Source organism: Methylobacterium sp. C33D, from assembly GCF_053345825.1.
On the sequence record NZ_JBKFAV010000026.1, the window covers coordinates 58,170 to 73,276 of the forward strand.

The following is a 15,107-nucleotide window of genomic DNA, read 5'->3' on the forward strand; positions in this document are numbered from 1 at the left end:
GCGCGCCCCCGAGCTCTACCGGTGTTCGCCCCGCCCAACCGAAAGCAGCTGTCCTGGCCGCAACGGTCAAGCTTGTTCCGCACAGAGGTTTGTCAGTGCGAGCCTGACGCCTGTCGGAGAGAACGGCCGATCGAGGGAAAACTCCTTGTCGGCCGCTTCGCCATGGCCGTTCCTCGTCGTCGACACAAACGCTTCGTGCCGGCTGCAAGGCGGTGCTCATGATCATGGACATCAACAAGCAAGGCGCGCGTGCCCGGACCGTCGGACGGCCGCGCTACGCCTGTCCTTACCCGGCGGACTCGCGTGAACGCAGGGCCTGGTTCGAGGGATTCGACGGTTCCGCATGGGATTGCGGCACGCGGACCCCTCGTCCGACTGGAGCGCTCGCAGCCACCGCGTCGACGGGCGGCGGCATGGCTGGCCTGGACGGGTCGCGGACCCTGCCCCAGCTCTGAGGGCGGTACGGGTCGGTACGCCCCATCATCCCGGTCGCCTGCTCGGCGGGAGACGGACGTGAGCGGCGCCTCGGGGGCGCGGATGGAAGGTCGTCGGAAAGAGCGGTCAAGGCGTTGATGCGACGCTGCCAAGCGGCGGCGATCCTGGGCCGCGAGCTGCCGTCGATAGGCCCGGTCAGTCGTCAGGCAGACATGAAGGGTCAGAGAACGGGCGAGCGGCCAGGAACGTTCGCGCGGGTTGAGTCCGCGCCGGACGCTGCGTCAGCGTGCTCGGATGGGGGCCGACCGGCTTGTCGTCAAAGAGGGTACGGTCCGGCGATGCACGGCCCAATCGGCCTGTCGGTGAACGGGGGGCGGTCTCACATGCGCTCCTTGATGCCTGCCGCCACGAGCCACCAGTTCACCGGGTAGGCTGTGACGAACCCCGCGGCCATCGCGAGCTGCATCACGAACCAGAACGCGACCGTGTTCACCGCGACCCTGGGCGCACCCAGGGCGGGCAGGATGGAGAACTGCGCCAGCGCCATGAAGCCGTACATGCCGACCTGCCAGGAGATCAGCGACAGGGTGTCGGCCTTGAGCGCGGCCCAGATGCCCTCGCCCGGCGACAAGCCCCGCATCGGCACGATGGCGAAATACTGGAATACGATGCCGAGCCAGAAGGCGAACAGGAAATCCAGCACCCAGACCGCATACATCTTCTCCGCGAAGATAGAGTGCCAGCCGAACCAGACAGCCACCGCGGGGACCAGGAACGCCAGCCATTCCGCGGCGACGTCGCCGAGCATGCATCCGGCGCCGCAGTGGAGCGCGCCCTTTCCCACCATCACCGGGAAGGGCGTGTCAGTCATGTTCGGCGGCTTCTCGCCCCGCTCCTCGGCGTGATGGTGCGCCTCCATCGTGGCGAGGCGGCCGTAACGGAAGTAGGCCCAGACGACGGCGAGTGTGCCGAACAGCGCCGTCACCGGCCAGACCACGTTCATCACGGCCATGTGCTGCGGCCGGCGGATCACGTCGACCGAGACGATGAGGGCGCATGCCGCCCCGAGCAGCAGACAGGACGCGGCGAGGACGTGCAGCCAGTGGGGAACCGTCATGGCCATCCCACTCAATGGTGAGCGATCAGCATCCAGACGGCCATCGCGACCATCATCAGGTTCTCGGTCAGCGAGACGAAGCCGAGCGGCACGCTGCCCGAACCACCGACGCAGGCGCACTTGATCTCGCGCTTATCGACGTAGACCGCCTTGAAGACTGAGACCGCACCGACCGTGCCGATGACCAGGGCGACGGGAATGGACAGCCAGTTCAGGGCGCCCGCCACCATCAGAACGCCGGCCAGCGCCTCGCAGAAGGGATAGGCGTAGGCGTAGCGCACCCAGCGCTGGGCGAGCAGGTCGTAGCCCAGGAACATCGACGAGAAGGTCTCGACGTCCTGCAGCTTGAGGATGGCCAGCACGCACATGCTGAAGGCGATGAACCACTCGCCGGCCCGTACCGTCAGGGGCGTGCCAGAGACGGCGTAGCTCGCCGCCAGCGCCATCAGGGCGGTCATCGCGAACACCGCAGCCACGGGCGCGTAGCTGGTGGCCTTCGGGTCCTTGACCGCCTTGCCGAGGTGGCGGCGCAGGTCGTCGTAGCCACCGACCCGCTCGCCGTTGATGAAGGTCTGCGGCGTCGTCTTCACGCCGTGCTCGGCCTTGAAGGCGTCGGTCTCGTCGCGGGTCGTCAGCCAATGGTCGTCGACGGTGAACCCCTCGCGTTCGAGCAGGTCCTTGGTCTTCAAGCCGAACGGGCAGACGTGCTTGTCCATCACCATCCGGTAGACGGTGGCCTTGCGGGTCGTGTCGAGCATCACGGTTTCCTTTCAAGCGAGGAGCGGGGGCTGTGCCGACAGTCCAACGCGGGCTGACGGCCATCGTGACGGCCATCGCCTCCCGACCAGGCGTCGCGAATGCCCGCTGGTCGGCGTGGGCCGGATGCGCCACGCCATCAGCCTCGTCGATGCGAGAGGTGGGGCTTCCAACAGTTGGAAGGTCAACCGTCAGATTCCGCAATTCCACGAAAGGGAAAGAAGGATTGCCGGGGCTGCGTTCCGCCCCGGACCAGGGTCGGCGTCCATGGCCGGCTTGGCCGATGACGGGGCAAGGCTGCCGGACGAGTTCCCGGCTCGCGCGGCCGCCCCGACGACGAGACGCGGGTTCAGGCCGGTGAGGATGTCGAGGTCTCAGACGACCTCACCCTCCTCGTGCATGGCGACGAACTTGGCGTGGCGCTGACGGAGGTCGTCGAGGTCGTGGGGATCGGCCACGTCCCGCTCGGCCGCGGCCTGCACGAGGTCGGCGTGACGGCGCAACTCGCGCAGGCGCGTCGTGAGACGCTCGACCTCGGCGACGCGTGCCAGCACGTCGAGCATCCGACCGAGGACGAGCACGGACCCGGCGGAGTTCTGCCGGATCATGTGGAACATGGCGTCGCACAGGCCGTCGTAATCGGTCACGGGATGGACCAGGACGACACGCCCCGTCCGGACGACAGCGCCGGTCGGCAGGTGGCGCGGCGCGATGCGGCACAGGGCGTCGCCGAGATGGTCCACGACGCTGCCGGCCGTGAACGGGTCGTTGATGCCCGGCGACAGGGCCCGGACCGCGATCTCGACCAACTGCCGGATCGAGTATTCGAGGTCCTGCAGCGAGGTGGGTCGGCGCCCGAGGGTGACCGCGCGCGCGATGGCCGCGTCGGCGCCCTGGACGCCCGCGGACAGGAACGCGACGGGGAAGCCGCTGGGCACGTAGTCGCCGGGGCGGACCCGCAGGACGACGGTGACGCGGCGCTCCTCGGCCCAATCGGCCAGGGCGTCCGTGTCGACGGCCTGCAGGTAACCGCCTCCGGTGGTGGCGACGGCGCTGCCGGTCGACGCGTCCGCGGGCCTGGCCGCATCGGCCGCGTCGAGGGTACGGGCCTCGATGGCCTTGCACAGGTCCTGCTGGACGGCGTCGACCACGGTCTCGATGTTGATGCTCGTGGCGATGTGGTGGACGAACCAGACCAGCGTCCCGAGTGCGACCAGGGCCAGGACGAGCGCGCCGGTGATGGCGAGGTGCGGGACGAACGGGTCCTCCTCGACGGTACGGACCGTCCGCAGGACCATAAGGGAATAGGCGAAGGTCCCGAGGAAGATGCCGAGCACCGTCTGGTTGCGGGCGTCGCGGATGAAGTTGCGCAGGAGTCGGGGCCCCATCTGGCCCGAGGCCAGGGTGAGCGCGGCGATGGTGATGGAGAAGGTCGTGCCGGCGACCCCGATGTTGGAGGACGCGATGGCGCTGAGAAGGCCGCGGGCCCCCTCGGCGCCGCCGGAATAGCCCCAGTTCGTGTCCGGCGAGGAGGCGTCGTAGCCGGCGACGTGGGCCGTCTCCAGCCAGACCCCGAACTGGGCGAGCAGGATGCAGCCGAGCACGATCAGGGCCGGCCGGAGCCAGAACAGGTCGCCGAGGATCTCGATCCACGCTCGCAGCCGCGCCGTCACGCCCGCTCCTCCGCACGGTGGCCGGCGGCGGCGTCCTCTCGCAGCACCCGCCAGCGGGCACGCGGCGGCCCCTTCCCCGCGGGCCAGCCCTCGCGCTGTCGCGTACGATCGCCGTCGGTCTCCTCGGTCTGGTCGTGGAACAGCACTTGGCTCGTCGGGTACGGCAGGTCGATGCCGGCCGAGGTGAGCGCTTCCTTCACGTTGGCGATGGCGTGGTCGAGGGCGTCGACCGCATCCCGGCGCCGGGGAGGGTCGATCCAGAGACGGGCGGTCATGTCGACACCGGCCGCACCGAGCCCCGTGACCAGCGCCTCCGGCGGCGGGTCGGCCAGCACCCCTTCCGTCCCTTGCAAGGCCTCGACGATGACCCGGCGCGCCTCGCGGATGTCGTCGCCGTTGCCGATGGTCAGCGGGAAGGCGAGGCGCCGCTTGTCGTGGGCGGTGATCACCGTGATCTTGTCGACGAACAGCGTGGCGTTGGGAATCAGCACGCGCTGGTTGTCGTAGGTCCGCAGCACCGTGGCGCGCACCCAGACGTCCTCGACGGTGCCCTCGTGCGAGCCGGCGCGGATCTGGTCCCCGATCACGAAGGGACGGGTCAGCAGGATCAGGATGCCTGCGAGCAGGTTCTGGAGGACGTCGCGGAAGGCGAAGCCGATGGCCACGCCGCCGATGCCGAGCAGGTTGAACAGGTCGGCCGCCGAGACCGAGGGAAAGGCCACGGACGCGGCTACCAGGAACGAGACCAGGACCGTCACGCCCCCCGCGATGCGGCCGAGGACGGAAGCCGAGCCCGGGGAGGCGTCGCGCAGTTCCGCCGCGCGTCGGACGGCGGCGCGCACGCCCTTGGCGATCAGCAGGCCGATGCCGAACAGGACGAGCGCGATGGCCAGCCCGGGCAGGAGTGCCACGGCCGAGCGACCCAGTTCTTCGAGCCGCCCGAGCGCTTCGGAGAAGATCATGGGGTCCCGCGGGGCCTGAGAAGGCCGCCGGAGGCGGTCGTGCCATCCGGCGGCGCATGGTCACCCGCGGCGCTTCGAGCCGCCATGGGTCGAGGCGCCATGGGTCGAGGCGCCATGGGTCGAGGCGCCATGGGTCGAGGCGCCATGGGTCGAGGCGCCATTGAGTGGCTGGAGATCAGCGCCGCGGACCGCCGGTGGTCCCGCCGTACTGCTGCCCGCGGGCGCCGCGCGAGGGCATGCCGGCGTTGCCGCGGCTGGCCGAGCCCTGGCGCATCCGGTGGCGCCGGTGCATGCGCACCTGCACGAGGTCTGCATTGGCCGGGGCGGTGACGCCGGCCGCGTTCATCGGCAGGGCCGCGGACGGCAGGGTCGTGGTGGCAAGGCCGATGCCGGCCAGGCCGGTGACGGCGAGTGCGGCGAGGAAAGTCTTCTTCACGCTGGAACTCCGTGTGCAGGGCCTCCGCCGACCGAGCCCGGGCCTCCGGCCAACGGCAGCGGCGCGCCCCCGCGGGCGCTTTATCGCGGTCGGTAACGTGCGGTGCCGGAAACCGTTCGGCAAAAATTCATCTGCACGGGAGCCGCCCCCCTGGACGGGTTGAAGAGGGCTTCCCCGACCGAAGACCACGAGGCCGACCTGCCTGAGTCGGACAATCCGGTCAGGAACCAAGGCGGACGGGGGATGCTTGCAAGTCGGCATGCCTATCGGTCGTGTGCCTGAACAGGAGCACGTTTCTCAGTGTCTACGCATCGACATGTCCGCCATGTGCGGACCGTGGCCAGGTTGCTCGCCTGCACCGCCATCCTGTCTTCGGGGGGCTTAGCTTCGGCGCTCCCGGCCGCCGCGCAGTCGGCCAGGAGCGCCATCGACCAGCCGACGGCCGGGACGCTCCCGCCCGGGACGTCGACGGTGACGGGCAACGGCGCCGCACCACGCGACCAGTCCACCGGACAGGTCGCTCCGCCGAGCGCCATCCAATCCTCGACGGACGTGATGCAGTCGGAAGGAACGGTTCAAGGCAAGGACCAGGGTGGGCGGACCGACCCGATCAAGCACCTGCCCAAGGACATGCGCCGCTGATCGACTCTCGCTCCTGCGCCGGGCCGACGTCCCGTCACCCCACGCAGGCGTTTTGCCCCGGTGGGCGTCGTGTCCCCGGCCGATCGCTCATCCTGTTCTCGACCTATCCGGCAAGTGCATCATGAACAGGATCGATGCGACCAGTGCCGGATCGCGAGTTCGATGCGCCGCCAGCGCGAGAGTGGATCGGGCCGCGCAGGGCCGCTCGTGAGCGCCCTCGCCCGCCTCGTCTTGATCGTGCTCGCCGGGACCCTCGCGGCCGCGAGCCTCGTCCCGCTGGTCCCGACCGATCGGCCCGCGGGCGCGACGCCCAGCTCTACGCGGCGGCGGTCGTGCTGCGTGAACGGGTCGAGCCGGGCGTGATTGCCGGCGACCTCAACGCCACGCCCTGGGAGATCGCGGTCGCGCGCATGGTGAGGCTGTCCGGGCTGATCGACCCGCGCCGAGACCGCGGCTACGTCGCCACTTGGAACGCCCGCTCGTCCCTGTGGCGGTGGCCGCTCGACCATGTCTTCCACGAAGGGGGCTTCGAGACTTTGTCCATCGAGCGCCTCGACGCCTTCGGCTCGGACCACTTCCCCTATCTCGTGCGCCCCTGCCGCCGGTCCGGCGATGGCCCGGCGTCGGAGATGCCGCGGGAGGCCGGCGACGTCGCCGCCGCGAACGCCGTGCTCTCCGCCGCAGGCGCGACCGAACGCGTGCAGGCGCGTTGAGCCCTCTCACCGTGAAGCCCCCCGCACCCTCCCGCGGCCCGGGCGGGGAAAGCCCGTGATCTCCATCTTCGACCTCGCCGCCCTGCTTCTGACCCTGTCGGCCCTGTTCGGCTGGCTGAACCATCGGTTCCTGCGGCTTCCGCACACCATCGGATTGCTGGTGATGGGGTTGCTCGCGTCGCTCGCCCTTCTGGGTCTCGATCTCGCTCTCCCGGGCCAGCACCTCTACGAGGACCTCACGACGATTCTCCGCCAGGTCGACTTCACCGACGTGGTGATGAACGGCATGCTGGCCTTCCTGCTGTTCGCCGGCGCCATGAGCCTGGATCTGCGGGCGCTGCGCGACCGGGCCTGGGCGGTGGCGACGCTCGCCCTCGTCGGCACGCTGATCTCCACCGCCATCGTCGGGGGCGCGTTCTGGTTCGCGGCCGACGCCCTCGGCCAGCCCGTCCCGCTCGCTTGGGCCCTCGTGTTCGGCGCGCTGATCAGCCCGACCGACCCCGTGGCGGTGCTGGCGACGCTGAAGAACGTGCGGGTGCCGGAGGCGCTCGAGGTCGAGATGCAGGGCGAGGCCCTCTTCAACGACGGCATCGGCATCGTGCTGTTCACGGTCCTCGTCGCGTTCGCCGCCGGCTCGGGCGGGGAGGCCACGAGCGCCGGCGGCGTCGCCCGCCTGCTCCTGCAGGAGGCCGGCGGCGGGCTCGTCCTCGGCGTGGTCACCGGCTACGTCGCCTACCGGGCGATGCGGGCCATCGACGACTTCCCGGTCGAGGTGCTGATCACCCTCGCGCTCGTCGCCGGCACCTACGCGCTCGCTCAGATGCTCCACTTCAGCGGCCCGCTCGCGGTGGTCGCGGCGGGGCTGCTCGTCGGCGACCGCGCGCCGCGCGACGCGATGAGCGAGGAGACGCAAGGCTACGTATCCTCGCTCTGGACCCTGATCGACGAGGTGCTGAACTCGGTCTTGTTCCTGCTTATCGGCCTGGAGGTCCTGGTGCTGCGCTTCCAGGCCGGCGGGCTCGTCCTCGCCGCGTGCGCCGTCCCCATCGTGCTGATCGCGCGCCTCGCGGCGGTCTCGACGCCCCTGCTGGCGTTCCGTTGGGGCGGCAACCTCTCCCCGCGCAACGTGCCGTTCCTGACCTGGGCCGGGGTGCGCGGCGGCATCTCCGTGGCGCTGGCCCTGTCCGTCCCCGAGAGCGACGCCAAGCCGGCCATCCTCGCGGCGACCTACGCGGTGGTGCTGTTCACCATCGTCGTCCAGGGCTCGACGCTGGGCATGGTGGCACGCCGGACCCTCAAGGATCTGCCGGAGCGGGACGCCGCCTGACGACAGTCGGCCGGCCTCGCCCCCTCCGCCAACGCGCCCCTCCGGAGCACCACCCATGAAACGGGGCGGCTCGACCACCGTCGTCCACGCCGCGCTCGGGGCAACCTCGCCGTGGCGTAGACGATGCCGGTCATCGTGAACACGAACACCGCGAGGTTGGTCGGGCGCGAGCAACGAGGCGACCGCCACGAGGTCCGTCCAGGTGCTCGGGTGCCTGAACTCGCGCAGCGGCGCGCGGCTGATGCCGAGACGGGCCGCGAAATCGAGCAGGATGCACAGGCCCAGCGCCACGTCGCAGAAATGATCCAGGCCATCAGCGGCAGGATTGACGTGACGATCACGAAGGCGAGGGTCGCCACGTCGAACACGAGCAGGGCGTAGCGGAAGCGGTAAGCGCGTCGCGTTTCCCCCTCGTACAACCCGCGCAGCGTCGCTGTCAGGGTCGTCATCGGTCGTCAGTCCATCAGGGGCGGAGCTCAGGAGCCCCGCGTCGGCACGTACCCCGCTGCGGCGCCCTCGGCGTCGCCCGTCAACCACGAGAGCCCCAGCAGGATCATCGCCCCGAGAAGCAGGACCCCGGTGAGGGCGAGCACGAGGTCCGACAGGCGGCCTTCGATGGCGCCGGGACGACGCCGAGGGAACTGACGAGGCATGGTGCTTCACCTGGTTCATGGATGTCGACGCGGGGAGGCGGTCGTGCGCCGGAGGCACGGCGACGGCTGGTCTCGGCTCAGCGGTGAGCCGGACTCTGCGGGGCGAGCCGCAGCACCAGGGCCCCGGCCGCCATGCACGCCAGCGAGCCGAGCAGCACGCCGACTTTAGTCTCGGCTTCCAGATCCGGCCGCTCGGCGAAGGCCAGCAGGCCGATGAATAGGCTCATCGTGAAGCCGACCCCGCAGAGGACGGTGACGCCGTAGACCTGCGCCCACGTCGCGCCGGCCGGGCGCTGAGCCCAGCCGAGCCGGACGGTCGCGATCACGAAGCCGAACACGCCGAACTGCTTGCCGAGGAACAGGCCGAGCGCCACGCCGAGCGTCACCGGATCGAGCAGCATCGCGGGCCCGAAACCCGCGAAGGACACGCCGGCATTGGCGAACCCGAACACCGGCAGGATCAGGAAGGCCGTCCACGGGCTGATCGCGTGCTCGAGGATGTGCAGCGGCGAGGTCGGGTCGTCCGGCCGCCCGACGCTCAGCCGGAGCGGCACCGTCAGGGCGAGCAGGACGCCCGCGATGGTCGCGTGCACCCCCGACAGGAGGGTGAACACCCACAGCACGGCGCCGAGGCCGAGGTAGGGCCACAGGCGGCTGACCCCGGCTTTGTTGAGCCCATACAGGGCCGCCAGGACCACGGCCGCGCCGCCGAGCATCGGCAGCGACAGATCCGCGGTGTAGAACAGGGCGATGATGATCACCGCGCCGAGGTCGTCGATGATGGCGAGCGCGGTCAGGAACACCTTCAGGGAGACCGGCACCCGGGAGCCGAGCAGGGCCAGCACGCCCAGCGCGAAGGCGATGTCGGTGGCGGTCGGGATGGCCCAGCCGCGCAGGGTCTCGGGCGCGTGCCGGTTGACAGCGGCGTAGACGAGCGCCGGGAGGATCATGCCGCCGAGCGCGGCGACCCCCGGCAGGATCCGGTCCGGCCAGGTCCGCAGGCGGCCGTCCAGCAGCTCGCGCTTGATCTCCAGGCCGACGAGCAGGAAGAACACGGCCATCAGGCCGTCGTTGATCCAGTGCAGGACCGAGAGCGGCCCGAGATGGGCCTTCAGCGCGGCGAAGTAGGTGTCGGCCAGCGGCGAGTTCGCGATGGCCAGGGCCAGCGCGGCGCTTGCCATGAGCACGAGACCGCCGCCGGCGGCGCTCGTGAGCAGGTCGCGCAGCGACGAGAAGGGACGACGGGGAAGAGACGGCACGCGCACACGCCCTCTGCCGCTGGCGGCCCGACCAGCGCAGAAGCCTGCCGACCCGACCTCCGGATCGCGCACCCGGGGCCGCCTATCGCATCGTTTCCCGCTGCCAGCAACCTGCAGCCGGCGCCTGTCGGGAATGGTTTGTCGCGCAAGGGCGGCGCGGCGGCCGGATCAGTCGGACGGCTGGCCTGAGGGCGCGCCCCTCTCGCCACGCGGGCCGGGTTCGCACGAGGTCAGCGTCACCGGATCGGCCAGCGGTCCGACATACGCGCTCATCGGCTCGCAGCGCTCCTGTCGGCAGACGGACCAGTCCGCCGTCGCTCCCGAGCGCCGGAGAATGACCGCGCGAAGCGGGTTCACGTGCGGCTGCCAGGTCCAGGCGCCGTCGACCCAGCGCGCATCGGCGGCGGGCTCCATGCCGGCGCCCGAACCCCGGACGCGGCTCGCGGTCAGGGTCAGGCCGGCGGGCGCGTCCACCCAGTCCTCCTCCCACACGATCTTCTCGACCGAGTGGGTCCAGCGCAGCGTGATGGCCTGCGCGCCGAGTGGGGCGAGCACGCCCGCGGCGAGGAGGCAGATCACGCCGGCCGGGCCGCGACCCCGCGCAGCCGCCAGAGATGCGCGCCGACCGCGACGGCCCCGAGCAGGAAGCCGACCTGATCGGTCAGCGGCAGGGCGACCACGAGCAGGAGGGCGCCCAGGACGGCGACGCCCCGCTCCCACGCCCGCATCGGACCGCGGAGGAAGCCACTCGTGGCGGCGCCCCACAGGAACACCGCGGCGGCGGCCTTCACGCACATGTAGGCGACGGCCGCCGCGAAGGCCGGTCCGCCGATCCCGGTGGTGTTCTGCGCCATCAGCGCCGGATCGTAGACCGCCATGTAGGGCACGACGAAGCCGGGCAGCGCGATCCGGATCGCCTCCAGGCTGATCTTGAAGCCGCTCTCGCGCGCGATCGGCGCCGCCGCGAAGCAGGCCAGCGCCACCGGCGGCGTCAGGTCCGCCATGATGCCGAAGTAGAACACGAACATGTGGCTGACGATGAGCGGCACGCCCAGCGTCAGGAGCGAGGGTGCGGCGAGCGACGAGGTGATGATGTAGTTGGGGATCGTCGGGATGCCCATGCCGAGGATCAGGCTCACCACCATCGTCAGGATGAGGGACGCGATGAGCGAACTCTGGCCGACCGACACGACGTAGTTGCCGAAGATCGTCCCGACGCCGGTCAGCGTCATCGTGCCGATCACGATGCCGACAACCGCGCAGGCCAGACCGACCGGAAGGGCCTGCCGGGCGCCGTCGGCGAGGGCGTTGCGGCAGGCGACGAGCGTGTCGCGACCGCCGTGCGTGAGCAGGCTGGCGGCCACCATGACGAGGACGAGCGCCAGGACGAGCATGACCCCGACCCAGAGCGCCGCCGCGGCGATGAGGCCGAGCGCGACGTAGAAGATCGAGCGGACGGCGTCGCGGCCGAAGCCGAGGGCGATGGTGCCGCCGAGGATCAGGGTCACGGTGAGCGCGAGGCCGACCGACCCCGCGAACAGCGGCGTGTACCCCGCGAAGAGCAGGTAGACGAGGACGGCGAGCGGCAGGATGAGGAACCAGCGCTCGCGCAGGGCCGCCTTGGCGCTCGGCAGTTCGCCGCGGGGCAGCCCGACCAGGCCGCGCCGGCCGGCCTCGAAATGCACGGCCAGGAAGGCGGAGAGGTAGTAGAGGAGAGCCGGGATGATCGCCGCCTTGACGATCTCGACGTAGGGCACGTCGATCGTCTCGGCCATGATGAACGCCACCGCCCCCATCACCGGCGGCATGATCTGCCCGCCCATGGAGGCGGTCGCCTCGACGCCGCCCGCGAAGGCCGGCTTGTAGCCGAAGCGCTTCATAAGCGGGATGGTGAACTGGCCGACCGCCACGACGTTGGCGACGCCGGACCCCGAGATCGTGCCCATGAGCGCGGAAGAGAACACCGCGACCTTCGCGGGGCCGCCCCGCGCCGAGCCGAACAGGCTCATGGCGAGATCGGTGAACAGCGCGATCATGCCGGCGCGCTCGAGGAAGGCGCCGAACAGGACGAACAGGAAGATGTAGGTCGATGACACGTAGACGGGCGTGCCGTAGATGCCCTCGGTGCCGAAGGCCATGTGCTCGACGACCTGCTCGAGGCCGTAGCCGCGATGGTTGAGCGGCGCCGGCAGATACTGGCCGAGCAGGCAGTAGGCGAGGAACGTGCCTGCCACGATGACGAGGGCCGGCCCCATGATGCGGGCGACGAAGTAGAACAGCAGCGCGATCAGGGCGAGCCCGACATAGAGGTCGGCATCCGTCAACTCGCCCGCGCGCGAGACGAGGTCGTCGTAGAAGGCCCACTGGTAGGCGCCGATCAGGAAGCCCGCGACCGCGAGCGCCCAGCCCAGACCGCGCGTCACGCCCGTGCGCGACCGGTGGTTCGCCAGCAGGCCGCCGCCGACAAGGCACAGGAAGCCGACGTGGAGCGTGCGGACCGCCTGGCTCGGCAGCCCGCCGGGGAACTTGGTCACCAGGCCGACGGTGAGCGCCAGCGCGCCGACGGCGAACAGCCCGTCCGGCAACGGGCGCCGCCGCGCGGCAGACCAGCCGACGAAGATGGCGCCGGCCGCCAGGGCCGCCCACGCGAGATCGAGCGGCGTGACGCCGAGCACGATCGCGCGGTCGAGCGGAACACCGAAGGCGGTCACGATCTGGAAGGTCGAGAAGGCCACCGCCAGCCAGAACAGGAGGCGGCCCGGCCAGCCGGCCCCGAAATTCTCCGGCAGCCCGTGCTCGGGATTCTGCAACTCGGCCTGGTCGACCCGCTCGTTCATGGAGTGCCTTCCATCGGCGGGCCGAGCCGATCCTCCGAGCCCGCCCAGACGCATCGTGATCTCGGATCCGTCGCCGCGCGCGTCACGGGGTGGCGACAGGCACGCCCTTCTCCTTGAGGTAGCGGGCCGCGCCGGGATGGAGCGGCACCGGCATACCCTCGGCCGCCTTCTGGACATCGATGGCCTTCGCGGCCGAGTGCGCGGCCTGCAATTCGGGCAGGCTCTCGTACATCGCCTTCGTCATCCTGTAGACGAGGTCGTCGGAGAGGTCCGACCGGGTCACGAGGTAGTTCACGACCGCCGCCGTCTCGACCGGCTCGGCCTGTCCCTCGTAGGTGTTCGCCGGGATCGACTGCTTGACGAAGGGGGCGCCCGCCTTGTCGACGAGCGCCGCCGGAATGGCCACGACCGTGATCGGCGTCGAGGTCGCGAGGTCGCGGATCGAGGAGACGCCGAGCCCGGCGGACTGCAGCGTCGCGTCGAGCTGACGGTTCTTCATCAGTTCGACGGACTCGCCGAAGGGCAGATACTCGACCTTGCCGAGATCCTTGTAGCTCAGGCCGGCGGCGTCCAGGATCGCGCGCGCGTTCAGCTCGGTGCCCGATTTGGGCGCGCCGACGGAGAGTCGCTTGCCCTTCAGGTCCGCCAGGGTCCGGATGCCGGATTCCTTGGACGCGACGATCTGGACGTAGTTCGGGTAGATCGCCGTGACGCCGCGCAATTTATCGAGCTTACGCCGGAAGCCCGCCTCCTCATCACCCTTCCATCCGGCCGCTAGGCTGTCGCCGAGGGTGAAGGCGAGCTCTCCCTTGCCGCCCTGGACCAAGTTGAGGTTCTCGACAGAGGCCTTGGTGGCCTGAACCGACGGGCGCGCACCCGATACCTTCTCGGTGAAGATCTTCGAGAGAGCGACCCCCATCGGGTAGTACACGCCCGAGGTTCCTCCGGTGAGGATGGCAACGAAATCGTCGGCGCGCGTCGGAGTGGCGAGGCTCATGAGGGCAGCGGTCGCGAATGCGAGCCCCGCGAGGCGTTTCGGCAGACCTGACATGTCCCCTCCCATTTTCTATTGCCGCCTTGAAGCAGATCCGACCCGCCGCGTCGATGCTCAATCCATCGATCAGGCCGATGTTCGCTCGCCGGTCACGATCGACAGCGTTTGAACGGCTCGAAGTGGAACGGCCGGTTCTCGGAACAGGGCCGCCCACGCCGCGTTCGGCGCGTAACCGACCACTTCAGAGATACTGCAGAAGCCGGGGTCAAATTAGCCAGTTCTCGATCGGCCGTTCCCTCCTTGAGAGGATTCGACGGGATTTTCAGGCCGCCCGGCAGCATCCGCCCGGGGCGTCTCCGCAAAGGGGTGCGCAGGCTGGGTGGTCGGACCCCTGCCGGCTTGATGCGACGCTTCGAACTGACCGACGCGCGGTGGGAGCAGATCGCCCCGGTGCGGCCTCCGCGGAAGCCGCGCACGGGTCGGCCCGCGGAGGATCACCGGCAAGTCCTCGACGGCATGCTCCGGATCGAAGCGCACGGGTGCACCCTGGGAGGATCGACCGGCGCGCTGCGGTGCTGTGGAAGCGGTGTCGAGCCGGTTCTACCGGTGGCGCGAGGCCGGTGTGTTCGACCGGGTGCTGCAGCGGCTGCAGGCGCGGCCGGGGCGGCTGCTCGGCCGAGCTGCATCCGCATGCCGAGGGCGGAGGTAAGCCGATCACGGCGGCGCCGACGGCAGGCGACCGGGGCGTTGCCCGCGTAGCACGTCCGGAAGTCAGCAGGTGACGGAGATGGATCGTGTCAGCCTCCCCCACCGCCGCCGCCGCCGGTGCCGGGGCCACCGAGGTTGCCGTCCTTGTTCGGCGTGTTCCAATGGATGATGCCGTCGGAAGGCGGCCGCAGCGTCGTGGCCGGCAATCGCGGAGATGCAAGTGGGGGCGCCCCGATCGTTCCCTGAGCAGTAGAGCTGCCCGCTCGATGACGTCGCGCGACGGCTTCGGTGCTCGCGAGGCCCGTAAGCGCGACAACGAACCATCTGACCGCCGCGCCTCTCATGGTCGACCTGCCGCGTGATGAGGTGCGCCACACAGCGGCGACGGTTGTGCGCAGGTTAGCTGAGCCTCCGGCAGCGGCAACCTGTTCCGGCATGCCGCGCCGTATCGGAGAACGGGCTGTCTCGATGTCGAGGTCACCGAGCCGTCAGCCTCCGCGGGCGACGATCACACGCGGATCAACCACCGGACAGAAACCCGACCCGGCGGACGCCGCGAAGGCCGTCGGTGAACTGGAGCTTGCCGGCAAGAGCC

15 protein-coding genes and 1 pseudogene are annotated in these 15,107 nt (G+C 70.2%); 6 read left to right on the top strand and 10 right to left on the bottom strand.

Annotated features, from left to right (window positions below):
* Window positions 1-224: 224 nt before the first annotated feature.
* A complete protein-coding gene (locus ACLBXO_RS20620; protein ID WP_447686535.1) occupies window positions 225-455 on the top strand; it encodes a ribosome modulation factor in 231 nt (76 codons plus the stop codon).
* A 359-nt stretch (window positions 456-814) separates the two neighbouring features.
* On the opposite strand, the gene ACLBXO_RS20625 is transcribed toward ACLBXO_RS20620, so the two are convergent.
* From ACLBXO_RS20625 to ACLBXO_RS20645, 5 genes are all read right to left on the bottom strand, one after another.
* Complete coding sequence (locus ACLBXO_RS20625; protein ID WP_419539362.1) at window positions 815-1,558, bottom strand: DUF4396 domain-containing protein; 744 nt, start codon at window positions 1,556-1,558, stop codon at window positions 815-817.
* 5 nt (window positions 1,559-1,563) lie between these two features.
* Window positions 1,564-2,310 (bottom strand): glutaredoxin family protein, encoded by a 747-nt coding sequence (locus ACLBXO_RS20630; protein ID WP_331315894.1) that lies wholly within the window; start codon window positions 2,308-2,310, stop codon window positions 1,564-1,566.
* 372 nt (window positions 2,311-2,682) lie between these two features.
* Window positions 2,683-3,981 carry a DUF2254 domain-containing protein gene (locus tag ACLBXO_RS20635; protein WP_331315892.1) on the bottom strand — a complete coding sequence of 433 codons (1,299 nt, stop codon included), beginning with the start codon at window positions 3,979-3,981 and terminating at the stop codon, window positions 2,683-2,685.
* Complete coding sequence (locus ACLBXO_RS20640) at window positions 3,978-4,943, bottom strand: mechanosensitive ion channel family protein (RefSeq protein WP_447686518.1); 966 nt, start codon at window positions 4,941-4,943, stop codon at window positions 3,978-3,980. Before ACLBXO_RS20640 ends, ACLBXO_RS20635 begins: the two co-directional genes overlap by 4 nt.
* A 175-nt stretch (window positions 4,944-5,118) precedes the next feature.
* Window positions 5,119-5,379: a hypothetical protein gene (locus ACLBXO_RS20645; RefSeq protein WP_331315890.1), complete on the bottom strand. Its 261-nt coding sequence runs from the start codon at window positions 5,377-5,379 to the stop codon at window positions 5,119-5,121.
* A 336-nt stretch (window positions 5,380-5,715) separates the two neighbouring features.
* Here ACLBXO_RS20645 and ACLBXO_RS20650 point away from each other — a divergent pair, with 336 nt between their 5' ends.
* From ACLBXO_RS20650 to ACLBXO_RS20665, 4 genes are all read left to right on the top strand, one after another.
* The gene (locus ACLBXO_RS20650; protein ID WP_331315888.1) at window positions 5,716-6,021 is read left to right on the top strand and encodes a hypothetical protein; all 306 of its coding nucleotides are present in this window, start codon (window positions 5,716-5,718) and stop codon (window positions 6,019-6,021) included.
* A 134-nt stretch (window positions 6,022-6,155) separates the two neighbouring features.
* On the top strand, window positions 6,156-6,734 hold the full coding sequence (locus ACLBXO_RS20655; protein WP_447686519.1) for an endonuclease/exonuclease/phosphatase family protein: 579 nt from the start codon (window positions 6,156-6,158) through the stop codon (window positions 6,732-6,734).
* A gap of 55 nt (window positions 6,735-6,789) precedes the next feature.
* Window positions 6,790-8,061: a cation:proton antiporter gene (locus ACLBXO_RS20660; protein ID WP_447686520.1), complete on the top strand. Its 1,272-nt coding sequence runs from the start codon at window positions 6,790-6,792 to the stop codon at window positions 8,059-8,061.
* Window positions 8,062-8,196: 135 nt separating this feature from the next.
* Window positions 8,197-8,442 carry a hypothetical protein gene (locus ACLBXO_RS20665; protein WP_447686521.1) on the top strand — a complete coding sequence of 82 codons (246 nt, stop codon included), beginning with the start codon at window positions 8,197-8,199 and terminating at the stop codon, window positions 8,440-8,442.
* Between the two features lie 95 nt (window positions 8,443-8,537).
* On the opposite strand, the gene ACLBXO_RS20670 is transcribed toward ACLBXO_RS20665, so the two are convergent.
* The 5 genes from ACLBXO_RS20670 to ACLBXO_RS20690 all read right to left on the bottom strand — a co-directional run bounded on the left by ACLBXO_RS20670 (window position 8,538) and on the right by ACLBXO_RS20690 (window position 13,861).
* On the bottom strand, window positions 8,538-8,714 hold the full coding sequence (locus ACLBXO_RS20670; protein ID WP_447686522.1) for a hypothetical protein: 177 nt from the start codon (window positions 8,712-8,714) through the stop codon (window positions 8,538-8,540).
* Between the two features lie 77 nt (window positions 8,715-8,791).
* Window positions 8,792-9,973 carry a Na+/H+ antiporter NhaA gene (nhaA, locus tag ACLBXO_RS20675; protein ID WP_447686523.1) on the bottom strand — a complete coding sequence of 394 codons (1,182 nt, stop codon included), beginning with the start codon at window positions 9,971-9,973 and terminating at the stop codon, window positions 8,792-8,794.
* Window positions 9,974-10,141: 168 nt separating this feature from the next.
* Window positions 10,142-10,552 carry a DUF1850 domain-containing protein gene (locus tag ACLBXO_RS20680; protein ID WP_447686524.1) on the bottom strand — a complete coding sequence of 137 codons (411 nt, stop codon included), beginning with the start codon at window positions 10,550-10,552 and terminating at the stop codon, window positions 10,142-10,144.
* Window positions 10,549-12,810: a TRAP transporter permease gene (locus ACLBXO_RS20685; RefSeq protein WP_447686525.1), complete on the bottom strand. Its 2,262-nt coding sequence runs from the start codon at window positions 12,808-12,810 to the stop codon at window positions 10,549-10,551. The genes ACLBXO_RS20680 and ACLBXO_RS20685 overlap by 4 nt, the downstream gene beginning before the upstream one ends.
* 82 nt (window positions 12,811-12,892) lie before the next feature.
* Window positions 12,893-13,861, bottom strand: a complete 969-nt coding sequence (locus ACLBXO_RS20690; RefSeq protein ID WP_447686526.1) for a TAXI family TRAP transporter solute-binding subunit — start codon at window positions 13,859-13,861, stop codon at window positions 12,893-12,895.
* Window positions 13,862-14,206: 345 nt separating this feature from the next.
* Here ACLBXO_RS20690 and ACLBXO_RS20695 point away from each other — a divergent pair.
* Window positions 14,207-14,547, top strand: a pseudogene (locus ACLBXO_RS20695) (transposase); the annotation flags it as partial.
* Window positions 14,548-15,107 lie beyond the last annotated feature (560 nt).